A 20,169-nucleotide genomic window follows, 5' to 3' on the forward strand; every position below is an offset into this window, starting at 1 on the left:
GGGGACCAACGACAATGAACGCTCCGACTGGAATCGGCGCGGCCGTCCCCCGCAGGGAGGACCAGCGCTTCATCACGGGCAAGGGCCGTTACGTCGACGACCTGAACCGTGCCGGACAGCTGCACGCGGTGTTCGTGCGCTCGCCGCATGCCCATGCGACGATCAAGTCGATTGACCTTGGCGGCGCCCGGGGCATGCCCGGCGTCAAGGCGATCTATACCGGCGAGGATATCGCCAACGACAAGGTCGGCGGGCTGATCTGCGGCTGGGTGGTGACCGACAAGCACGGCCAGCCCCACCGCAACCCGCCGCACCCGGTTCTCGCCTTCGGCAAGGTGCGCCATGTCGGCGAACCGGTGGCGGTGGTGATCGCCGAGACCCTGGGCCAGGCGAAGGACGCGGCCGAGGCGGTCGAGATCGACTACGAGGCCCTGCCCGCCAGCGTCGACCTGCGCAAGACCTTCGAGTCCAGCGCCCCGCAGCTGCACGAGGAGGCGCCGGGCAATCTCTGCTACGACTGGGAGCTCGGCGACCGCGAAGGTGTGGAGAAGGCCTTCTCCGAGGCCGCCCATGTGGCCAAGGTCGACCTGATCAACAACCGCCTGATCCCGAACGCGATGGAACCGCGGGCGGCGATCGGCGAGTACGATTCCGGCACCGACGAGCTGGTGCTCTACACCACCAGCCAGAACCCGCATGTCACCCGGCTGATCCTGTCCGCCTTCATCGGGCTGGCGCCGGAGCACAAGCTGCGGGTGGTGGCGCCCGACGTGGGCGGCGGCTTCGGCTCCAAGATCTACACTTACAGCGAGGAGGTCACCTGCCTCTGGGCCTCGCGCAAGCTGGGCGGCAAGCCGGTGAAGTGGGTGGCGGAGCGGAGCGAGAGCTTCCTGACCGACGCCCATGGCCGCGACCATGTCACCCATGCGGAACTGGCGCTGGACAAGGACGGCAAGTTCCTCGCCCTGCGGGTGAAGACCCTGGCGAACATGGGGGCCTATCTGCAGGTCTTCTCCACCTGCGTGCCGACCTATCTTTATGCCTGCCTGATGGCCGGCCAGTACCTGACGCCGAAGATCTTCTGCGAGGTGAAGGCCGGCTTCACCAACACCAACTGCGTCGATGCCTATCGCGGCGCGGGCCGGCCGGAAGCCACCTATGTGGTGGAGCGGCTGGTGGAGATCGCCGCGCGCGAGATGGGCATCGAGAAGACGGAGATCCGCCGCCGCAACTTCATCCCGACCGAGAGCTTCCCCTACGAGACGCCGGTCCTGATGACCTACGATTCCGGCAACTTCCCGGTGCTGCTCGACCGCGCGATGGAACTGATCGACTACAAGGGCTTCCCGGCCCGCAAGGCGGAGGCGGAGAAGCGCGGCAAGCTGCGTGGCATCGGCCTGTCCTGCTTCATCGAGGCCTGCGGCCTGGCACCTTCGGCGGTGATCGGCGCGCTGGGTGGCGGTGTCGGCCAGTGGGAATCGGCGAACATCAAGTTCAACCCCACCGGCAGCGTGACCCTGTATACCGGCAGCCACAGCCACGGCCAGGGCCATGAGACGGTCTATGCCCAGGTCGTCTCCGACCTGTTGGGCGTTCCTTACGAGAATATCGAAGTGGCGCACGGCGATACTGGCATCGTGCCGTTCGGCATGGGCACCTACGGCTCGCGCTCCGGCCCGGTGGGCGGCGGTGCGATCAAGGTGGCCGCCGACAAGGTCATCGCCAAGGCGAAGAAGATCGCCGCGCACATGCTGGAGGCGTCAGAGGGCGATATCGAGCATGAGAGCGGCACCTACAAGGTGGCGGGCACCGACAAGTCGGTGAACATCGCGCAGATCGCCTTCACCGCCTATGTGCCGCACAGCTATCCGGAGGGCGTGGAACCCGGCCTCGACGAGACCGGCTTCTTCGACCCGCTGAACTTCACCTTCCCCTCCGGCGCCTACATTGCCGAGGTCGAGGTGGATCCCGACACCGGCATCACCACCCTGGTGGACTGGGTGGCGGTCGACGATTTCGGCACTGTGATGAACCCGATGATCGTCGACGGCCAGGTCCATGGCGGCATCGCGCAGGGTGTCGGCCAGGCGCTGCTGGAACAGTGCGTCTACGATGAGTCCGGCCAGCTGGTGACGGGGTCCTACATGGACTACTGCATGCCGCGGGCCGGCGACCTGCCGCGCCTGCGGATCGAGACCACCGACATGCCCTGCCCGCACAACCCGCTCGGTGTGAAGGGCTGCGGCGAGGCCGGGGCGATCGCATCGCCGGCGGCGATGATCAACGCGATCGTGGATGCCATCGGCACCGATATCGACATGCCGGCGACACCAGAGAAGGTCTGGCGCGCCATTCACAGCGGAAAGATGGCAACGGCCGCCGAGTAGCGGCCCGCGCCTGTCCTGTCCGACCTGACCTTTAAGGGGGACGTCAATGTACGAATTCGCCTACGAGAAGCCGTCGAGCCTCGACGAGGCAGCGAAGCTGCTGCAATCGTCGGAGGATGCCAAGATCCTGGCCGGCGGCCAGACCCTGATCCCGACCCTGAAGCAGCGGCTGGCGCAGCCCAGCCACCTGATCGACCTGCAGGGCATCGGCGACCTGTCCGGCATCAGCGCCGGCGGCTCCAGCATCACCATCGGCGCGCTGACCACCCATGCCGCGGTGGCGGCCAGCAAGGATGTCGCCAAGGCGATCCCCGCCCTGGCGGAGCTGGCCTCCCATATCGGCGACCCGCAGGTGCGCAACACCGGCACCCTGGGCGGCTCGATCGCCAACAACGACCCGGCGGCCGACTATCCGGCGGCGGTGCTGGGGCTGAACGCCACGGTCACCACCAACAAGCGGGAGATCAAGGCCGACGACTTCTTCAAGGGCATGTTCGAGACGGCGCTGGAGGATGACGAGATCATCACCAAAGTGTCCTTCCCGATCCCGGAGAAGGCGGGCTACGCCAAGTTCCCGAACCCGGCCTCCCGCTATGCCATGGTCGGCGTGCTGGCGGCACAGACCGGCTCCGGCGTGCGGGTCGCCGTGACCGGCGCCGGCCCCTGCGTGTTCCGCTGGACGGAGGCCGAGCGGGCCCTGTCGGGCAGTTTCAACGCCGACGCGCTGAAGGACCTGTCGCTGCCGGCCGACGGCCTGAACGCCGACATTCACGGCTCCGCCGAGTATCGCGCGCACCTGGTGGGCGTGATGGCGCGTCGTGCGGTGGCGGCGGCCGACTGACCAGGATCCGGTTGCTTCGCAGGTGCGGGACGGCGATCCTCCGTACCGCACCTGCGGCATCCCTCCGGAGACCGCGGCCCCGCCGCGGTCTTCGTCGTTTCGGGGCCCCTCCGGGCGACGGACTTTGCCATTTCCTTTCGCAACTGCCATATCCAGCCCATGACAGACAGCGCCCCCACCTCCTCCGCACTTCCCGCAACCATCCCCGAGACCATCGAGGACGCCCTGGCGATGCTGGAGCGCGGCAACTATGTCGCCGACCGCGCCCTGGCGACCACCCTTTATCTGTCCCTGCGCATGGGGCGGCCGCTGTTCCTGGAGGGCGAAGCCGGCACCGGCAAGACGGAGATCGCGAAGGTCCTGTCCGCCGTGCTCGACCGGCCGCTGGTGCGGCTGCAGTGCTACGAGGGGCTGGATGTCGCCTCGGCGGTGTATGAATGGAACTATGCCCGGCAGATGATCGAGATCCGCCTGGCGGAGGCGCAGGGCAGTGTCGACCGGGAGAAGCTCGCCGGCGACGTCTTCTCCGAGCAGTTCATGATCGCGCGCCCTCTGCTCCAGGCCCTGCAGCCGGGGCCGGAGGGCCGCATGCCTGTGCTGCTGATCGACGAGCTGGACCGCACCGACGAGCCGTTCGAGGCCTATCTGCTGGAGGTGCTGTCGGACTTCCAGATCACCATTCCGGAGGTCGGCACCCGCAAGGCGCCGGAGCCGCCGATCGTCATCGTCACCTCCAACCGCACCCGCGAGATCCATGACGCGCTGAAGCGCCGCTGCCTCTATCACTGGGTCGGCTATCCCGACGCGAAGCGGGAGCTGGAGATCGTGATGCGCAAGGTGCCGGGCTGCGACCGCCGGCTTGCGCAGCAGATCGTCGCCTTCATCCAGGAACTGCGGCAGGTGGACCTGTTCAAGCTGCCCGGGATCGCGGAGACGCTCGACTGGACCCAGGCGCTGACCTACCTGAACGCGATGTCGCTGGACCCGGCGACCATCGACGACACCCTCGGCGTGATCCTGAAGTACCAGGACGATATCGCGCGCATGCAGGGCTCGGAGGCGGCCGGCATCCTGCGCAAGGTGCAGGCGGAACTCGCCGGGGTCGGCGTCTGAGCGCCGGCCGCTGCCGATGAGTGAAGTCCCCACCCCGCCCGCCGCCGCAGGGGAGGATGGCGGTCATGACCGCTTCGCCGAGAACATCATGCATTTCGGGCGGGTGCTGCGGCGCGCCGGCCTGCCGGTCGGCACGGGGCGGATCCTCGACGCGATCCGGGCGGTGGAGGTTGCCGGGATCGCCAGCCGGCACGACTTCTACTGGACCCTGCACGCCGTCTTCGTGTCGCGGCGCGAGCATCGCGAGATCTTCGACCAGGCCTTTCATGTCTTCTGGCGCAACCCGAAGATCCTGGAACGGATGATGGGCATGCTGCTGCCCCGCACCGAGGGCGGCGCCGACGATCCGGAGCAGCAGAAGCGCGACATCTCCCGCCGCCTGGCGGAGGCGCTGTATCCCGACAAGGGGCCGCAGGAGCAGGAGGGCGGCGACGACGAGGAGGAAGAGCTGGAGATCGACGCCAGCTTCACCTGGTCGGCACGCGAACGCCTGCAGACGATGGACTTCGAGAGCATGTCGACGGAGGAACTGGCCCTGGCGCGCGGCGCCATCGCCCGCCTGCGCCTGCCGATCATGGAGGTTGCCACCCGGCGCTACCGCAGCGACCCGCGCGGCGCCCGGGTCGACATGCGGGGCACCCTGCGCGGTTCGCTGCGCTCGGGCGGCGGTTCGATCCCGCTGAAGCGCAAGCGCCGCCTGACCCGTCATCCGCCGCTGGTGGTGCTGTGCGACATCTCCGGCTCGATGTCGCAGTACAGCCGGATGTTCCTGCATTTCCTGCACGCCCTGACCAACGACCGCGACCGGGTCCACACCTTCCTGTTCGGCACCCGGCTGACCAACGTCACCCGCTACCTGCGCAACAAGGATGTCGATGCCGCCCTCGGCCAGATCGGCAGCAATGTCGAGGACTGGTCCGGCGGCACCCGGATCGGCCACACTCTGGAGGAGTTCAACCGCCTCTGGTCGCGGCGGGTGCTGAGCCAGGGCGCGGTGGTGCTGTTCATCTCCGACGGCCTGGACCGCGACGCCGCGGAGGGGCTGGAGGAGCAGATCGACCGCCTGCATCGTTCCTGCCGGCGCCTGATCTGGCTCAACCCGCTCTTGCGCTGGGACGGCTTCGAGCCCAGATCCGCAGGGATCCGGAGCCTGCTGCCGCATGTGGACGAATTCCGCCCGCTGCACAATCTGAATTCCCTGGGTGAGCTTGCGGACGCCCTGTCGCGGCCGCAGCCGTCGCCGGGCGCGGCGCGCGGCGGCTGGGACCCGGGCCGCTTCCCGCTGGCCAACGCCGATGGAGGACGCCAATGACCGACACCACCGACTCCGTTCTGGAACAGGCCGCCGCCTGGCGCGATGCGGGCAAGGGCGCCGCGCTGGCCACCGTCGTCACCACCTGGGGTTCTGCCCCGCGTCCGGTGGGCAGCCAGCTGGCAATCAACGAGGAAGCCGAGTTCGTCGGCAGCGTGTCCGGCGGCTGTATCGAAGGTGCGGTGGTCACCGAGGCGCTGGAGGTGATCGAGGACGGCAAGCCGCGCATGCTGGATTTCGGCGTCAGCAACAGCCAGGCCTGGGAAGTCGGCCTGGCCTGCGGCGGCAAGATCCAGATCTGGGTCGAGCGGGTGAACTGACGGCAAGAGCGGAATTCTCGGAGCAGGGAGGCAGCAATGGACCGGGCGATCCTGGACAGGGTGCTGCAGGCGAAGCAGTCGAAGACGGCCGTGGTCCTGGCGACCGACCTGGCCGACGGGTCCCAGCAGATCATCGATGTCGCCGCGGTCTGGCAGGCCGATGATCCGCTGAGCCGGTCCGTGGTCGCCGCCAGCATTGCCGACCGCTCGCAGACGGTGGAGTTGGAGGACGGGCGCAGGCTGTTCCTCAATGTCTTCAACCCGCCGCTGCGCATGATCGTGGTCGGTGCCGTGCATATCACCCAGGCGCTGGCGCCGATGGCGCGGATCGCCGGCTACGACGTGATCGTCATCGACCCGCGGGAAGCCTTCGCCACCGCGGAACGGTTTCCCGACGTTTCCCTCAGCCATGCCTGGCCCGACGAAGCGATGGCGGAGCTGATGCCCGACCGCCGCACCGCCGTCATCACCCTCACCCACGACCCGAAGCTGGACGATCCGGCGCTGCAGGCGGCGCTGATTTCCGACTGCTTCTATATCGGCGCGCTGGGCAGCAGGAAGACCCATGGCGCCCGGCTGGAGCGGCTGCGCCGCGCCGGCTTCGACGAGGCGGCGATGGCGCGCATCCACGGGCCGATCGGTCTGGCGATCGGGGCGCGCTCGCCGGCCGAGATCGCCATCGCGGTGATGGCGCAGGTCACCGAGACCCTGCGCAAGATGCCGGAGCCGCAGGCCCGCGCGGCCTGAGCCCGGGGCGCTGCCGCAGATGGAGTTCGGCCCCCTCCCCGTCCGCGACTGCGCCGGCACCCTGCTCGGCCACAGCCTGACACTGGCCGGGCGCCGGCTGAAGAAGGGACATCGGCTGAGCCAGGCCGATGCGCAGGCCCTGGTGGAGGAGGGCCGGGAGACGGTGATCGCCGCGCGGCTCGGCCCGGACGATGTGCTTGAGGATGAAGCGGCGGACCGAATCGCCGCCCGGGCCGGTGGCGACGGGGTCCGCATCAATGCCGCCTTCACCGGCCGGGCCAATCTCTATGCCGCCGCCGACGGCGTCGTGCTGCTGGATGTCGACCGGCTGCGGGCCCTGAACCATCTGGACGAAGCCGTCACCATCGCCACCGTCGCACCGTTCGAGGCGGTGACCGCCGGCCAGATGCTCGCGACCATCAAGATCATCCCGTTCGCCGCCCCGGAGCGCGCAGTGGCCGCCGCGGAGGCGCTGGCCGACACCGCGCGGGACGACGGCGGCGCGCTGGTCCGGCTGGCACCGTTCCGGCGCAAATCGGTCGGCCTGATCCTGACCGCCCTGCCGGAAAGCAAGGATAGCGTCCTCGACAAGACCGTCGACAGCGTGCGCGACCGTGTCGAGGCGCTGGGCTGCGCCCTGGACGCTGTGGAGCGTTGCCCCCACACGGCGGAGGCGGTCGCCGGCGCGCTGGCCCTGCCCGTCTTCGGCAGCTGCGACATTGTCCTGGTGTTCGGCGCCTCGGCGATCGTCGACCGCGGCGACGTGATCCCCGCGGGCATCGTGGCCGTCGGCGGTCAGGTCGTGCATTTCGGCATGCCGGTCGATCCCGGCAACCTGCTGCTGCTGGGGGAAGTGGCGCAGCGACCGGTGATCGGCCTGCCCGGCTGTGCCCGCTCGCCGAAGCTCAACGGCTTCGACTGGGTGCTGCAGCGCCTCGTCGCCGACATCGCCGTGACCCGGGACGACCTGATGGATACCGGCATCGGCGGCCTGCTGAAGGAAATCCCCACCCGGCCGCAGCCGCGCGAGGGCGGCGGGACGGCCAGCCCCGCAGCGCCGCGCATGCCGCAGGTTGCCGCCGTGATCCTGGCCGCCGGCCTGTCGCGCCGCATGGGCGACCGCAACAAGCTGACGGCGCGGGTCAACGGCAAGCCCCTGGTGCGCTGGGTCGCGGAGGCCGCCCTGGCCTCCACCGCGGCGGAGACCCTGGTCGTGCTGGGCGCCGAGGCCGGCGCCGTGCGGCAAGCGCTGGCCGGCCTGAACCTGCGCTTCGTGGTGAATCCCGACTATGCCGAAGGCATGGCCAGTTCGATCCGTGCCGGGATCGCGGCGCTGCCTGCCGGTACCGACGGGGCCCTGATCTGCCTGGGCGATATGCCGGACCTGAAAGCGGCGCATCTGGATCGCCTGATCTCCGCCTTCAATCCGCTGGAAGGGCGGGCCATCTGCATTCCCCTGTTCGCTGAAAAACAAGGAAATCCAGTACTTTGGGGGAACTCGTTCTTTCCGGAACTCAGCCGCCTGGCTGGCGATCGCGGCGCCAAGGGGCTTCTTGCCGGCCATGCCGAGAAGGTGGCCGAGGTGGCGATGGCGGACGACGGGGTGCTGACCGACCTGGACACGCCGCAGGCCCTGGCGGCCTATGCCGGCGCCGGAGCGGAGGGCCCGGAGCAGGCCTGACCGCTTCCCGCCGGTGTGCAGGCCTCTCGGGGCTGGCGGCTTCAGCGCCCGCCGGTGCTGCCTGTCGCGGAGCCGGTGAGAAGGCCGGGATCGGCCGACAGCCGTTCCGCCTCTGTCGTCTCTGCCGGCGACAGGCTGGCGGCCATCGCTTCGCGGACCCGCGCCGCCAGGGCCGCCGTCTCTGCCGGGGCCGCATCCTCGGTCACCCGCAGCAGAAGGGCGTAGGCCATCACAAGGTCCTGCGGCACGCCGATACCGTCGGCATGCAGCCGCGCCAGGTTCAGCAGGCCGTCCGCCGAACCCTGCCTGGCCGCCAGCCGCAGCCATCGCACGCCTTCGGCGACGTCGCGATCGACGCCGGAGCCGGTGATGTAGAGCAGGCCCAGATTGTTCTGCGCCTCGGCATTGCCCTGCAGGGCCGCGGCCCGGTACCAGCGGGCGGCGGCGGCGGGATCCGCCGCCATGCCCTGCCCCGCCTCCAGCATGATGGCGAGATTGAGCTGCGCCGCTGCGAGCCCCTGCTCGGCCGCCTGGCGGAAATACGCGGCCGCCTGGTCTGGGCTGCCTGCCGCCACCTGGCCCTGCAGGTGAAGCATGCCAAGCCGGAACTGCGCATCCCGCGAGCCGCCCGCCGCCGCCTTGCCGTACCAGTCGGCGGCAACGGCAAGGTCGCGCTCCACCCCCAGGCCGAATTCATAGAGATAGCCGAACAGATACTGCGCACGGATCTCGCCCGCCCGCGCCCGCCGGCCGTACAGTCGCACCGAATCCTGAAACGCCTCCGCCCGCGCCTCTGGCGTCAGGGCCAGCGGTGCCGGCGGCAGCCCGGCCGGTCGTTCCACGCCGTCCTGCGCCAGGGCTCCGCCTGCCCCGGCCTGCAGGCCGAACGCAAGAAGAGCCCCGAAGAGGCAGCGATGCAGGATGGCGGAGGATCTGCCGGCCAGCCGCCCGGAGATGCCCGCGGGGCGGGCCATCCGGCATGCAGCGCTGGCGGACGTGGCAAGAGCTGGACTGTTCACTGAGCGGTGCGGCTCCGATACAGGTCACGCACAGGCACCGAATGGCCGAAGCCGTCGCATTCGAACTGCCTGCCGGAACAGCGTCCGGTGAGCATGTGAGACATAGAAAAGGGCTGTGCCACGTTTCACGGTCACGCCGCACAGCCCCCTGGCGGCTAAGCTAACCGGCGCATCCGCTGCGTTCAAGTGCGGGCACAACATTTCTGACACATTGCCCGGACGCCACGCGAACGGGCCGCGAGGCCTGCCGGTCGGCGGATGCCCCCTTGCCGCAACCGGCTGCCGCCCTGTAGGGAACCCCTTTCAGGGAAGCTTCGGGCGAGAGGCGGTCGGAGGGCGAGCGAGACAGTCATGAACGAGCGGGAGATGTACGGCGAGCTCACGGCCCTGATCCACGCCGTGGCGGCGCGCCTAGATCTTGGCGTGGAAGCGGTCGCCAAGGCGTTCGAGAGCGGCGCGGTGCAGATCGATTTCGCGGAGGACGAAGACGGGAATCGCGCATTGCTGGTCACCTGCGGCGACCGCCAGGCGGCGGTGAGCCCCCAGGACCTGGCCGTCGCGGCCCAGGCATTGGCGGACCAGGCGGCCGAGGCGCCTGCGCGGGACGAAAGCTGAGGGCCCGCGGCGATGCATCCCCTGCTGGGCCTGTTCCTCCTGCTCATCCTCCTGCTTGCCTATGCGGTGGTGGCGGTCACCCTGATCGGCAGCTGGTTCCCCGATGGCGGCGGCTGGAGCCTGCTGGCCTTTGCCGTTGCGGGCTTCGTCTGGGTGCCGCCGGCGGCCCTCCTGCTGCGGCTCATCCGGCGCCGGAGCTGAGCGGCCGGCGCGGCAGATATTGCCAGGGCGGCAAATGCTGCCTATCCTTGCAGGCAGAATATTCCGCCACAGAAAGTGGGCCGTCAGACAGGGTTACCCTCTGGCGTCGGTGAATGTTCCGCAGCAGACCGCCGGTGCAGGGTGCAAGGCCGGCGGGTCGGCGACGAACAAGGCGTATCGTGCGATCCTGGCTTCCGGGTTGGTCACCGGGTGCTGATCTGCCGTCCAGCGCCGCAACACGCCCGTCGGTGCCCGCCACCTTGGTGCGGCGCACATGGTAGAACTTGCACTCGGTTCGAGCATTCGAAGTTCCCTGCTGACATTGCAGGAACTGAACGCGCTCTCTTCCGTCACGGAAAACAGGCTTGCCACCGGACTGAAGGTCAGTTCCGCGCTGGACGATGCCGCGGCATTCTTCCAGGCGCGGGCCCTGACCGACCGGGCCGCGGACTTCCTGAACCGGAAGGACGATATCGACGAGGCCGTGTCGAGCCTGCAGGCCGCGAATGACGGGGTCGAAGCCGTCGATGCCACCCTGCGCCAGCTCAAGGGCCTGCTGCAGAGCGCCAAGACCGCCTCCACCACCGAGCTTTCGGCGCTGCAGACCCAGTTCAACAGCCTCAGCGAGCAGCTGAACGAGATCGTCAGCGACACCACCTATGCCGGCCTGAACCTGCTGAACTCCAGTACCGCCTCGCTGACGGTCAACTTCTCCGATTCCTCCTCCGCGCAGCTTTCCGTCAACGGCACCAACATCCTGGTGTCCAGCACGCAGAGCGGCGCCCTGTTCACCGCCGGGGTGGCGGCCGGATCGCTGGCCAGCACGATCATCGGCTTCGCCGGGGGCACGATCACCTTCAGCAATGCCGCGGTGTCCAACTTCGACCTGGGGATCGAGCGGCTGGATGCCGCGATCAGCAACCTGCGCTCGGTGGCCACGAACCTGGGATCCAACGTGACCTTCCTGAACACGCGGCTGGACTTCACGGAGCAGTACACGACCACCCTTCAGGAAGGCGCGGACAAGCTGACCCTGGCCGACATCAACGAGGAAGGCGCCAAGCTCGTGGCCCTGCAGACCCGGCAGGAACTGGCGATCCAGGCCCTCGCCTTTGCCGGCCAGAGCGAACGCGCCGTGCTGACCCTGTTCGACAGCCTGGCCGCCTAGGCCGGCGCGCGGCGGATTTCCCATGGACGGGTGCGCGGTCCTGGGACGCGGTCGGGGGATCGGGAATGCGGGACGGAAAGAAGCCCTGCGCCCCTCCCCCGACCGGATCGCCTGCGCTGCCGCCCTGCCGCCCCCCGGAATCGCGCCTCCTGGAATCGCGCCTCCTGGGATAGCCCCCCAAGGTTGGCCGCCCCGGTGAACCCGCCTATGCTCGCGGCTCGTTCATGTCAGCCGGGGCCCGATGTCGGATTATTCCTTTACGCCACCGCCGCTACAGCCGAGCGACCTGGAAGTCCTGCAGGCGCAGGTGGCCAAGCTGCAGAGCAATCTGGACCGGGCGGAAGCCTTCGGTGCTTCGGCGCTGGCCCTGGCCGTCGCCCTGCTGCAGGAACTCCTGGCCAGCGAACGCGTGAGCCGCGAGGAGGCCATCGACATGGTCTCCAACGCCCTGGCCAATGTGCGCCGGCTCTACCGCTCCGACGGGCAGGATCCGTTCGCCAGCGGTGCGGTCGATTCTGCCTTCCTGGCGCGGGAGATGAACCAGGCCGCCCGGGAGGAAGCCGCCCAGGACCTGCTGCAGGGGCTGCTGAACGCCCTGCGCGAATAGGCCCCCGCGCCGCCCTGTCCCCGGCTGCCTCTTCGATTTGCGCGGCGGCCGTACGTCTCAGCGACCGGTGAATGCCGGCGCCCGGCGCTCCACGAAATGGGCGACCCCTTCCCGGAAGTCGGCGCTGGAGAAGCTCTCCAGCATTTCCCGGTCACCCACCGCGACCGCCTCGCCCAGGTCCTGGAACTGTGCCTCGTAGAGCTGCGCCTTGATCACCCGCATCGACCGCGGCGAGACCATGGTGGCCAGCTCGCCGGCATAGGCACGGACCTCGTCCAGGAAGCTCGCGGCCGGATAGACGCGGTTCACCAGGCCGATCCGCGCCGCCTCGGCGGCGTCGAACTTCCGCGCCGAGAGCAGCAGGTCCATGGCATTGGCGAAGCCCACCAGCCGCGGCAGCATCCAACTGATGCCATGCTCAGCGATCAGGCCACGGCGGGAGAAGGCGGTGGAAAAAACGGCCGAATCCGCGGCGAAACGCATGTCGCAGTAGAGCGCGAGTACCAGGCCGAGCCCGGCGCAGGGCCCGTTGATCGCAGCGATCACCGGCTTGGGGACCGTCGGGTAGTAGGTGTTCCGCAGATGATAGTCGCTGCGCAGGGCCAGGCCGCCGGGGATCCCGCCGATCTCCCGGTTGCCGGTCTCGCGCGACGGTGCGCCGTCGGAACCGGCAGCCGACAATTCCCCCAGATTGTCCATGTCGGCCCCGGCGCAATAGCCGCGGCCGGCGCCGGTCAGGATGACCACGCGCACCGCATCGTCGGCCGTGGCGGCGGCCAGCGCGTCGCGTACCTCGCGCTCCATCACGCCGGTCCAGGCATTCAGCCTCTCCGGCCGGTTCAAGGTGATGGTCGCGATGCCTTCATCGGCCGAATACAGGATCTGCTCGTAGCTCATCCTCTCCCCCCAGAATGCTGTGTCGCCATCGCCGCTCCGCCATCGACGCTGCATGCTGCGGTATGCCACCGCCTCATTTCGGGACATACCGCGATCGCGTCCTGTCGGGTCCGGCGTTTCTGTCCGATAACCATGGCTCAGGACGGCGCGGTGCGGAAGCCGCGTCGTCACGACGGCAAGGCGGCATTGCCGGGCGTAGATCCGGACTGGCGCCAGCAGGGAGAACAGAAGATGGCGGCAGAACCGACAATGCTTCCTGGCTCCGCTCCGCGATTGCTCGACGGGCTGCTCGATCCGACCCTCCGCGATCCCGAGTTCCACGTCATGTCCGGCGGAACGATCGCAGTCGCCGGCCTTCTCGCCCTGCTTCTTGTGCTGGTCGACGGCCTGTCCGCCCCCCTGGCCAGCCACCTCTTCTACCTGCCGGTCATGCTCGGTGCGCTGGTCTATGGCTGGCGCGGCGGCGTGACGGTAGCCCTGGTGGCCGGCCTGCTGGCCGCGGTGATCGCAAGTGGCGTGGCCCCGGCACCCGTGGCGTCGCCGGTCGCAGGCCTGTTGCCGGTCGCGGTGCAGATCGTCCTCGGCTTTGCGCTCGGCGGCCTTGCCGACGCGGTGCGCGAGCACCTGCGGCGGGCCCTCCTGGAGGCGCCTGGCCCCGTGCCGATGAAGGGCCGCCCGGGCCAGGCGGGTGGTGTCGTCGGCGGGCAGACCCCGCAGGCGAAAAGGGAGCGGGCCTTTCGCCGACGCGGCACGCAGCGCCGTTGCCCGCGGCCGCGGCTCGACATCTCGGACAATGCCCTGCTGGCGGACCTGCAACGGGCCCTGAAGGACGATCACGGGCTGCACCTGGTGTTCCAGCCGAAGGTGGACCTGCGCAACGGACGCTGCACCGGTGCGGAGGCGCTGATCCGCTGGTCCTGCGATGGCCGGGGCGCCGTGCCGCCGGGACGCTTCGTGCCGCTGGCCGAGGATACCCACCTGATCCGGCCGCTGACGGAATGGGTGCTCCGGCAGGGCCTGGACCAGCTGCGCGACTGGCAGCGCGGCGGGCTGGACCTGACCCTGGCGGTCAACATCTCGGTGCGCAACCTGATGCAGCCGGATTTCGTGTTCTTCGTGGGACAGGAGCTGGCCATGCGCGGGCTGCCGCCGCACCTCCTTCATCTGGAGGTCACCGAAAGCGGGCTGATGGTCGATCCGCATGCCAGCATCGCAACGCTGCAGGCGCTGAAGGCGCTCGGTGTCCATATCGCGATCGACGATTTCGGCACCGGACAATCCTCTATGGCCTATCTGCGGCATCTGCCCGCCGACACGGTGAAGATCGACCGCAGCTTCGTGGACGACATGCATGTCGATCGCAGTGACGAGGTGATCGTGCGTGCCACGATCATGATGGCCCGCTTCCTCCGCCTGCGGGTTGTCGCGGAAGGTGTGGAAAACGGCCAGATATACGAGAAGTTGCGTCGCTTCCGATGCGACGAGGTGCAGGGGTACCACATCGCCAAGCCGATGGCGGGCAGCGACCTGGCCGACTGGATTGCTGCCCCTGCCCCGTGGCGCGAGGCGGTCTGACCCCCGAACATTCCTTGCGGTTGAGTCGCGCCGGTAGAAATCGGGTTAATTCTCTTATAGAGTGCATTTCTGGCGATCAGAATCGCCGCAGCCGGCCGCGTCTGGCTTGCGCCCGGCAGATCCTGGAAGCGACCGGAACAGTATGGTCGCTCCGCGGCCTTCCCCTACACCACACGGCTATCCGAATCTTTCCAGGACAACCCTGGATAGGTAATACGTCATGTCTATACCGCGATCGCGTTATTCCGAACGGATAAGAGCCTGCCAGAATTGTTTTGAATTAACACGCAATATCCTGGAGGTTTCGATGATCTATGTGATCTCTGGCGCCGATGTCGATCAATATCCGGCGCTGTTCGAACAAGTATACCGCCTGCGTCATCAGGTTTTCGTCGAAGAAATGGGCTGGGAAGATCTTCGCAGTCCGGACGGAAAAGAGCGCGATCAGTTCGATGACCACCATGCCGTCCATCATCTCTGTGTGCGCGACAATCTGGTCGTCGGCTATCAGCGCATGTTGCCGACCACCCGGCCCCATCTGCTGTCCGAGATTTTTCCCCAGCTCTGTGTCGGCACCTCCCCGCGCGGACCCGGCATCTATGAGCTGACACGCTACTGCGTTTCCCCCGCCCATCGCGAGGGACGCCGCGGCGTCGGCTCGGTCGGCAGCGAGCTGATCGCCGGGCTGGTGGAATGGGGCCTGCAGGCCGGTGTGCACAAGGCGATCATCGAATTCGAGCCGATGTGGGTGCTGCGCGCCATGCAGCTGCAGTTCCTGGCGCGGCCGCTTGGCCTGCAGACCAAGATCGGCGACCAGAACATCGTCGCCACGGAACTCACGTTCAACGAACACACGCTGGAGACGATCCGTGCCTTCCGGGGACATGAGGAGCCGGTCGTCCGTTGCCTGGGCGCGCAGGAGGCCTTCGTCGCCTTCGAGACGGAGCACGCCCTGGCTTCCTGATCCCAGGCGTCCTGATTTTCGGGCGTCCTGACTCAACAGGGCCGGACAAACCGGCCGGAACGAGGCTGCAATGACCCATATTTCCGCAAAGCGCATCGGCGCGGTGGAAATGCTTTCCATCGCCGATCCCGACGGAGTGGCCAATCTCTCCGCACGACACTACGAGCAGCTGACCCGCCGCATTGAGGCGGCGCAGCATGACGACGATATCGCGGTCTTTCTGATCCTGGGCGGTCCGGGACTGTTCTGTGCCGGTGCCGACCTGGCGCAGTTCGTGGCCGGCGACGAGATGCTGGACGAGGTGTCCCGGGCCGCGCCCGCCTTCTTCCGGGCCCTGGCGGCCAGCGACAAGCCGTTCATCGCCGCCGTGGATGGCCTGGCGGCCGGGATCGGCACCACCATGCTGCTGCATTTCGACCTGATCTATGCCAGCGAGCGCAGCCTGTTCAAGGCGCCGTTCGTCGACCTTGGGCTGGTGCCGGAAGCGGCGTCCAGCCGGCTCGGACCGGAGCGGCTGGGATACCAGAAGGCGTTCGAGCTGTTCTGCCTGGGCGGCGAGCTGACGGCGCAGGAGGCGGCCCGTCTGGGCCTGGTGAACGCGGTCATGGGCGCGGAGGAAGTGGTTCCCGCCGCAATGGAGGCGGCGCACCAGCTGGCCCGCAAGCCGGCGGCCGCCCTGCGCGCCACCCGCCGCCTGATGCGGGGCAATCCAGCCAGCCTGGCCGTGCAGATCGACCGGGAGTGCGATGCGTTCCGCGAGCGCCTGGAGGATGCGGGGACCCGGCGCCGGCTGAAGGCCTTTGTCCGCATCGGACAGGCGCGCCAGCGGTCCGACCGCAACCGTGAGACAGCGAAGCGAACCGAGGAGGTCGCCGCATGACAGGGCGTGCCCGCGGAAACGGCCGGGACGCCCGGACCGAAGACCTGATTGCGATGATCGACTATCTGGACCAGGACGTGCGCTCCATCAGCCCGACCGGTGCGCATTACCTGCAGATGGCAAAGGTGGCCTTGGCCAATCCCCATTTCGGCGGGCCGGATCTCGCCGAACCCGACGAAAGGTGCCTTGTTGATGCAGACCAGTAACGAAGCCGCAAAGGCAGCCGAGCGTACGCGCAGGGCGCCGCCTGCCCCGGAGGAAGGCGGGCGGCAACCCCTCAACCCCTGTGCCGACCGCGCGGTCGGCCGGCGCCTGCAGCGGATCCGGATCACCCGGGGCCTCACCCAGCGCCAGGTTGCGGAAGCTCTGGGCCTGTCCCACAAGCAGATCCAGAACTACGAAAGCGGACGCAGCCGGATCGTGGTCACCACCCTGGTCCAGTTCGCCCGGGTGTTCCGCACCTCGCTGGCCTCGCTGCTGCGGGACCTGACCGAGGAGGAATCGCCGATGCGGCTGCAGGACGGCGAGGATTTCCTGCTGATCTCCGACGCCGAACTCGCCCACCTGTCGCAGCTGCGGGAACTGCCGCCGGAAGTGGTACGGCCGCTCTATCGCCTGACACAGTCCCTCGCCCGCAAGGATGGCAAGGTGGACCTGGCGGATTGCGGCAAGCTCCTGACCTAGATCAGGGTGAGACAACTGCGGCAGACTGCCGCACCTTTGCGCCGGCCCGCCGTCCGCCCGGAACGGGCGCGACGGCCTGGCCGGCCTTCCGGGGCTCTTGGCGCATGCCCAATTCCGGACAGCTCGAGGCGACCGGTGCGCGACCTTGCTGAAAGATGATGGCAGTGATCGCGCCCAGGTCGTAAAATTTGCCACTGGCATAGGAAACTGCCACTAAAGGTTGTAAAACCGTATGAAAGCGCCGGATGCGCGTTGGTATCCCGCGTCCCTCTCCAAGACATACGCGGCTTTGGGACATACACTACCCTGAGGCTTGCCGTCCGGGCCGATCGGCAGGCATCCTTGCCCTTGGGCTGCCGGGAGAGGACCAATGACCCATTTCGACGAGACGCTGGAGTTCATCGACAGGATCGAGACGGCTCCGAACGCGCAGGCGATCAGCGCCGAGCTCCTCTCCATCACCTCCCGCTATGGCCTGGACCTGCTGATCGCGGGCACCATGCCGCGCCCCCAGGCCAACCAGTCCGCGCAGCGCGAGAGCGTGCTGTTCCAGGGCTGGCCGGTGTCCTGGCTGCAGCGCTACATCGAGAAGGAGTATGTGTTCGTCGATCCGGTGATCCGCCGGATCCAGTCGAACCTCTCCCCCTTCGACTGGGCGGAGGCGGAGCCCGACCCGGCCTGCGAGCAGATCGCCCGGCATGTCATGGGCGAGGCGCGCGAGCATGGCCTGGGTGCCGGCTTCGCGGTGCCGTTGATCACCCTGGAAGGCGATATCGCGGCCGTTTCCCTGGGCGGCGAGCGCATGGACATCCCGCCCAAGGCGGAGGGGATGATCAGCCTGATCTCGACCTATGCGATGGGCCGGGCGATCCAGCTCCGCGCCAAGGACGCCGCCGAGCTGAAGGAGCCGCTGACCTCGCGGGAAACGGAATGCCTGCGCTGGGCGGCGGCGGGCAAGTCGGAATGGGAGATCGGCGCCATCCTCGGCATCTCCGAGCACACCGCGGAGCGCCACCTGCTGAACGCCAAGAACAAGCTGCGGGCCGTGAATCGCGTCCAGGCCGTTGCCGAGGCGATCCGGTCCGGCCTGATACGCTGAGGGGCACCGGCTGAGCGGCCCGGTATGGCGCTTTCACGCCAGCCACGCGGGAGCGGTGCGGTGGCGACCCCAACGGGATTCGAACCCGTGTTTTCACCTTGAAAGGGTGACGTCCTGACCGGGCTAGACGATGGGGTCGCAGGCACCGGTGCCCGCCCGGGGGCCTGTCGTACCTAACGGCTGGTTCGCCGCAAATCAAGGCGCAACACCGGCTTCCTTCGAAATTTCCGCAGCGGCGGCCCGCCGGGTGTCAGAGCGCGACGGGCCTTGCGCCGTCCTCAATGACGAACTGGACCCGGCGTTCGCCGCGCCAATGGTCGGCGCGCAGATGGCCGGCCAGGTGCAGCCGCGCGTCGCGCTGCATGAGGGCCGCCCCAAGCGGCGTGTCGACCGCGCGGAAGGCGATTGCCTTGACCCGGCCGCCGGTGGGTCCCTGCAGGGTGCAGCGGACATGGCGTTCGCCGACCACCTGGAAAAAGGTGATATCGGCATTGGCCAGCGCGAAGCGGGGCTCCGGATTGCCGACCCCGAACGGGGCGACCCGCTCCAGCAGGTCCAGCAGCCCCTCGTTCGCCGCGCCGGGCGACAGGACGGCATCGATTCCCAGCCGGCGCACGGCGGCGGCGGCAGCCACCGGACCGTGCAGCCGCTCGCACAGGAAGGCGCGCAGCTCGTCGATCCGGCCCGCCTCGACGGTCAGCCCGGCGGCCATCTTGTGGCCGCCGCCATTGACCAGCAGGCCTTTCTGCCGGGCCGCGATCACCGCGGCACCCAGGTCGACGCCGGGTACCGAACGCCCCGACCCCTTGCCCATGCCGCCATCGAGACCGATCACCACCGTGGGCCGGTCGGTCTGTTCGCGCAGGCGGCTGGCGACAATCCCTAGCACGCCGGGATGCCAGCCCTCGGCCGCAACCAGGCAGACCGGCGCGTCCGGTTCCGCCAGGCAGGCATGGGCGGCCGCCGCCTGTTCCAGGACCGCGGCCTCGATCTGCTGGCGCTCCGCGTTGAAGGCGTCCAGGCGGGAGGCCAGCGCGGACGCCTCAGCCGGGTCGTCGCAGGTCAGCAGGCGCACCCCGAGATCGGATTCGCCGACCCGGCCGCCCGCATTGATGCGTGGCCCCAGCAGGAAGCCCGCGTGATAGGCGCCGGGCGGTTCATGCAGCCGCGAGACGTCCGCCAGCGCCGACAGCCCGGTATTGCGGCGCCCGGCCATCACCCGAAGGCCCTGGGCGGCAAGGACCCGGTTGAGCCCGGTCAGCGGCACCACGTCGGCGATCGTGCCCAGCGCCACCATGTCCAGCCAGGACAGGAGGGACGGCTCGGGCCTGCCCTCCCCGTACCAGCCGCGCGTCCGCAGCAGCCGATTCACCGCGATCACCAGCAGGTAGGTCACCCCGACGGCGGCAAGCGCCTGCAGCGGGCCTGCCGGCTCGTCCAGGCGGTTCGGGTTCACCACCGCGGCCGCCTCCGGCAGGCGCGGCTCCGCCTGATGGTGGTCGACGACGATCACGGGGATGCCCGCAGCGGCGGCCTGCCCGAGGGCGTCGAAGGCGGTGATGCCGCAATCGACCGTGACGATCACGTCCGCCCCCTGCCCCGCCATTGCCTTCAGGGCCGGCGCGTTGGGTCCGTAGCCGTCGCGCATCCGGTCGGGGATATGAACCAGGCACCTGCCGCCGGCCGCGTGCAGGAAGCGCGACAGCAGGGCCGCGGAGGTCGCGCCGTCGACATCGTAGTCGCCGAACACCCCGACCGTGCCGCCGGCCATCACCACGTCGGCGATGCGCGCGGCCGCTACGTCCATGTCCTTGAGGACCGACGGGTCGGGCAGTTCCGCCTTCAGCGACGGCGACAGGAAGCGCTCCGCCGCTTCGCGGTCCACCCCACGGCCCGCCAGGATGCGACCCACCACGTCGGGCAGGCCGAGCCCCTGGGACAGCGCTTCCGCCGACCGTTCGTCGGTGCAGCGCAGGGCCCAGTTGCGTCCGAGCAGCGACGTTCCGACGCCGAGAACCGCTTCAGGTTCCGGCACAGGCATCGTTTGGGCCAGGCGTTC

The 20,169-nt window shown here is 68.7% G+C and carries 20 protein-coding genes and 1 tRNA gene; 17 read left to right on the forward strand and 4 right to left on the reverse strand.

The genetic code is table 11. The features are described 5' to 3' along the window. Positions 1–14 precede the first annotated feature (14 nt). From ACFOGJ_RS02200 to ACFOGJ_RS02230, 7 genes are all read left to right on the forward strand, one after another. Complete coding sequence (locus tag ACFOGJ_RS02200) at positions 15–2,387, forward strand: xanthine dehydrogenase family protein molybdopterin-binding subunit (RefSeq protein WP_379897770.1); 2,373 nt, start codon at positions 15–17, stop codon at positions 2,385–2,387. A 46-nt stretch (positions 2,388–2,433) separates the two neighbouring features. Beyond that, positions 2,434–3,228: an FAD binding domain-containing protein gene (locus tag ACFOGJ_RS02205; protein WP_379897771.1), complete on the forward strand. Its 795-nt coding sequence runs from the start codon at positions 2,434–2,436 to the stop codon at positions 3,226–3,228. 159 nt (positions 3,229–3,387) lie between these two features. After that, on the forward strand, positions 3,388–4,341 hold the full coding sequence (locus tag ACFOGJ_RS02210) for an AAA family ATPase (RefSeq protein ID WP_379897772.1): 954 nt from the start codon (positions 3,388–3,390) through the stop codon (positions 4,339–4,341). Positions 4,342–4,357: 16 nt separating this feature from the next. Then, positions 4,358–5,653: a vWA domain-containing protein gene (locus tag ACFOGJ_RS02215; protein WP_379897773.1), complete on the forward strand. Its 1,296-nt coding sequence runs from the start codon at positions 4,358–4,360 to the stop codon at positions 5,651–5,653. Then, complete coding sequence (locus ACFOGJ_RS02220) at positions 5,650–5,973, forward strand: XdhC family protein (RefSeq protein ID WP_379897774.1); 324 nt, start codon at positions 5,650–5,652, stop codon at positions 5,971–5,973. Before ACFOGJ_RS02215 ends, ACFOGJ_RS02220 begins: the two co-directional genes overlap by 4 nt. A gap of 36 nt (positions 5,974–6,009) precedes the next feature. After that, the gene (locus ACFOGJ_RS02225; RefSeq protein ID WP_379897776.1) at positions 6,010–6,720 is read left to right on the forward strand and encodes an XdhC family protein; all 711 of its coding nucleotides are present in this window, start codon (positions 6,010–6,012) and stop codon (positions 6,718–6,720) included. Positions 6,721–6,739: 19 nt separating this feature from the next. Continuing rightward, a complete protein-coding gene (locus ACFOGJ_RS02230) occupies positions 6,740–8,401 on the forward strand; it encodes an NTP transferase domain-containing protein (RefSeq protein WP_379897777.1) in 1,662 nt (553 codons plus the stop codon). A gap of 41 nt (positions 8,402–8,442) precedes the next feature. On the opposite strand, the gene ACFOGJ_RS02235 is transcribed toward ACFOGJ_RS02230, so the two are convergent. After that, complete coding sequence (locus tag ACFOGJ_RS02235) at positions 8,443–9,375, reverse strand: tetratricopeptide repeat protein (RefSeq protein ID WP_379897778.1); 933 nt, start codon at positions 9,373–9,375, stop codon at positions 8,443–8,445. A 396-nt stretch (positions 9,376–9,771) separates the two neighbouring features. Between ACFOGJ_RS02235 and ACFOGJ_RS02240 the strand changes: the two genes are divergently transcribed. From ACFOGJ_RS02240 to ACFOGJ_RS02255, 4 genes are all read left to right on the forward strand, one after another. Continuing rightward, entirely contained in the window at positions 9,772–10,035 is a 264-nt protein-coding gene (locus tag ACFOGJ_RS02240) for a hypothetical protein (RefSeq protein WP_379897779.1), read from the forward strand. Positions 10,036–10,047: 12 nt separating this feature from the next. Then, positions 10,048–10,236 carry a DUF2842 domain-containing protein gene (locus ACFOGJ_RS02245; protein WP_379897780.1) on the forward strand — a complete coding sequence of 63 codons (189 nt, stop codon included), beginning with the start codon at positions 10,048–10,050 and terminating at the stop codon, positions 10,234–10,236. A gap of 274 nt (positions 10,237–10,510) precedes the next feature. Continuing rightward, positions 10,511–11,404 (forward strand): flagellin, encoded by an 894-nt coding sequence (locus tag ACFOGJ_RS02250; protein ID WP_379897781.1) that lies wholly within the window; start codon positions 10,511–10,513, stop codon positions 11,402–11,404. 241 nt (positions 11,405–11,645) lie between these two features. After that, complete coding sequence (locus ACFOGJ_RS02255) at positions 11,646–12,011, forward strand: hypothetical protein (protein WP_379897782.1); 366 nt, start codon at positions 11,646–11,648, stop codon at positions 12,009–12,011. Between the two features lie 57 nt (positions 12,012–12,068). Here the strand turns inward: ACFOGJ_RS02255 and ACFOGJ_RS02260 are convergent, their stop codons facing one another. Further along, positions 12,069–12,908 (reverse strand): enoyl-CoA hydratase, encoded by an 840-nt coding sequence (locus tag ACFOGJ_RS02260; protein ID WP_379897783.1) that lies wholly within the window; start codon positions 12,906–12,908, stop codon positions 12,069–12,071. A 249-nt stretch (positions 12,909–13,157) separates the two neighbouring features. Between ACFOGJ_RS02260 and ACFOGJ_RS02265 the strand changes: the two genes are divergently transcribed. From ACFOGJ_RS02265 to ACFOGJ_RS02290, 6 genes are all read left to right on the forward strand, one after another. Then, entirely contained in the window at positions 13,158–14,483 is a 1,326-nt protein-coding gene (locus ACFOGJ_RS02265; protein ID WP_379897784.1) for an EAL domain-containing protein, read from the forward strand. 307 nt (positions 14,484–14,790) lie between these two features. Further along, positions 14,791–15,447, forward strand: coding sequence for an acyl-homoserine-lactone synthase (locus tag ACFOGJ_RS02270; protein ID WP_379897785.1), 657 nt, complete (start codon positions 14,791–14,793; stop codon positions 15,445–15,447). 70 nt (positions 15,448–15,517) lie between these two features. Next, complete coding sequence (locus ACFOGJ_RS02275; protein ID WP_379897786.1) at positions 15,518–16,327, forward strand: enoyl-CoA hydratase-related protein; 810 nt, start codon at positions 15,518–15,520, stop codon at positions 16,325–16,327. Next, positions 16,324–16,533: a hypothetical protein gene (locus ACFOGJ_RS02280; protein ID WP_379897787.1), complete on the forward strand. Its 210-nt coding sequence runs from the start codon at positions 16,324–16,326 to the stop codon at positions 16,531–16,533. Before ACFOGJ_RS02275 ends, ACFOGJ_RS02280 begins: the two co-directional genes overlap by 4 nt. Beyond that, complete coding sequence (locus tag ACFOGJ_RS02285) at positions 16,520–17,011, forward strand: helix-turn-helix domain-containing protein (protein WP_379897788.1); 492 nt, start codon at positions 16,520–16,522, stop codon at positions 17,009–17,011. Before ACFOGJ_RS02280 ends, ACFOGJ_RS02285 begins: the two co-directional genes overlap by 14 nt. Positions 17,012–17,381: 370 nt before the next feature. Further along, on the forward strand, positions 17,382–18,110 hold the full coding sequence (locus tag ACFOGJ_RS02290; RefSeq protein ID WP_379897789.1) for a helix-turn-helix transcriptional regulator: 729 nt from the start codon (positions 17,382–17,384) through the stop codon (positions 18,108–18,110). Positions 18,111–18,171: 61 nt separating this feature from the next. On the opposite strand, the gene ACFOGJ_RS02295 is transcribed toward ACFOGJ_RS02290, so the two are convergent. Further along, positions 18,172–18,248: transfer RNA gene (locus ACFOGJ_RS02295), tRNA-Glu, on the reverse strand. A 112-nt stretch (positions 18,249–18,360) separates the two neighbouring features. After that, the gene (recJ, locus tag ACFOGJ_RS02300; RefSeq protein ID WP_379897790.1) at positions 18,361–20,151 is read right to left on the reverse strand and encodes a single-stranded-DNA-specific exonuclease RecJ; all 1,791 of its coding nucleotides are present in this window, start codon (positions 20,149–20,151) and stop codon (positions 18,361–18,363) included. Between the last annotated feature and the right edge of the window lie 18 nt (positions 20,152–20,169).

This window comes from Marinibaculum pumilum, assembly GCF_042646425.1.
GTDB lineage: Bacteria > Pseudomonadota > Alphaproteobacteria > Ferrovibrionales > Ferrovibrionaceae > Marinibaculum > Marinibaculum pumilum.

Excerpts from the sequence above, each read along its gene's own strand:
- ACFOGJ_RS02200 (WP_379897770.1), top strand. The coding sequence starts at position 15 with ATGAACGCTCCGACTGGAATCGGCGCGGCCGTCCCCCGCAGGGAGGAC.
- ACFOGJ_RS02205 (WP_379897771.1), top strand. The coding sequence starts at position 2,434 with ATGTACGAATTCGCCTACGAGAAGCCGTCGAGCCTCGACGAGGCAGCG.
- ACFOGJ_RS02210 (WP_379897772.1), top strand. The coding sequence starts at position 3,388 with ATGACAGACAGCGCCCCCACCTCCTCCGCACTTCCCGCAACCATCCCC.
- ACFOGJ_RS02215 (WP_379897773.1), top strand. The coding sequence starts at position 4,358 with ATGAGTGAAGTCCCCACCCCGCCCGCCGCCGCAGGGGAGGATGGCGGT.
- ACFOGJ_RS02220 (WP_379897774.1), top strand. The coding sequence starts at position 5,650 with ATGACCGACACCACCGACTCCGTTCTGGAACAGGCCGCCGCCTGGCGC.
- ACFOGJ_RS02225 (WP_379897776.1), top strand. The coding sequence starts at position 6,010 with ATGGACCGGGCGATCCTGGACAGGGTGCTGCAGGCGAAGCAGTCGAAG.
- ACFOGJ_RS02230 (WP_379897777.1), top strand. The coding sequence starts at position 6,740 with ATGGAGTTCGGCCCCCTCCCCGTCCGCGACTGCGCCGGCACCCTGCTC.
- ACFOGJ_RS02235 (WP_379897778.1), bottom strand. The coding sequence starts at position 9,375 with ATGGCCCGCCCCGCGGGCATCTCCGGGCGGCTGGCCGGCAGATCCTCC.
- ACFOGJ_RS02240 (WP_379897779.1), top strand. The coding sequence starts at position 9,772 with ATGAACGAGCGGGAGATGTACGGCGAGCTCACGGCCCTGATCCACGCC.
- ACFOGJ_RS02245 (WP_379897780.1), top strand. The coding sequence starts at position 10,048 with ATGCATCCCCTGCTGGGCCTGTTCCTCCTGCTCATCCTCCTGCTTGCC.
- ACFOGJ_RS02250 (WP_379897781.1), top strand. The coding sequence starts at position 10,511 with ATGGTAGAACTTGCACTCGGTTCGAGCATTCGAAGTTCCCTGCTGACA.
- ACFOGJ_RS02255 (WP_379897782.1), top strand. The coding sequence starts at position 11,646 with ATGTCGGATTATTCCTTTACGCCACCGCCGCTACAGCCGAGCGACCTG.
- ACFOGJ_RS02260 (WP_379897783.1), bottom strand. The coding sequence starts at position 12,908 with ATGAGCTACGAGCAGATCCTGTATTCGGCCGATGAAGGCATCGCGACC.
- ACFOGJ_RS02265 (WP_379897784.1), top strand. The coding sequence starts at position 13,158 with ATGCTTCCTGGCTCCGCTCCGCGATTGCTCGACGGGCTGCTCGATCCG.
- ACFOGJ_RS02270 (WP_379897785.1), top strand. The coding sequence starts at position 14,791 with ATGATCTATGTGATCTCTGGCGCCGATGTCGATCAATATCCGGCGCTG.
- ACFOGJ_RS02275 (WP_379897786.1), top strand. The coding sequence starts at position 15,518 with ATGACCCATATTTCCGCAAAGCGCATCGGCGCGGTGGAAATGCTTTCC.
- ACFOGJ_RS02280 (WP_379897787.1), top strand. The coding sequence starts at position 16,324 with ATGACAGGGCGTGCCCGCGGAAACGGCCGGGACGCCCGGACCGAAGAC.
- ACFOGJ_RS02285 (WP_379897788.1), top strand. The coding sequence starts at position 16,520 with ATGCAGACCAGTAACGAAGCCGCAAAGGCAGCCGAGCGTACGCGCAGG.
- ACFOGJ_RS02290 (WP_379897789.1), top strand. The coding sequence starts at position 17,382 with ATGACCCATTTCGACGAGACGCTGGAGTTCATCGACAGGATCGAGACG.
- recJ (WP_379897790.1), bottom strand. The coding sequence starts at position 20,151 with ATGCCTGTGCCGGAACCTGAAGCGGTTCTCGGCGTCGGAACGTCGCTG.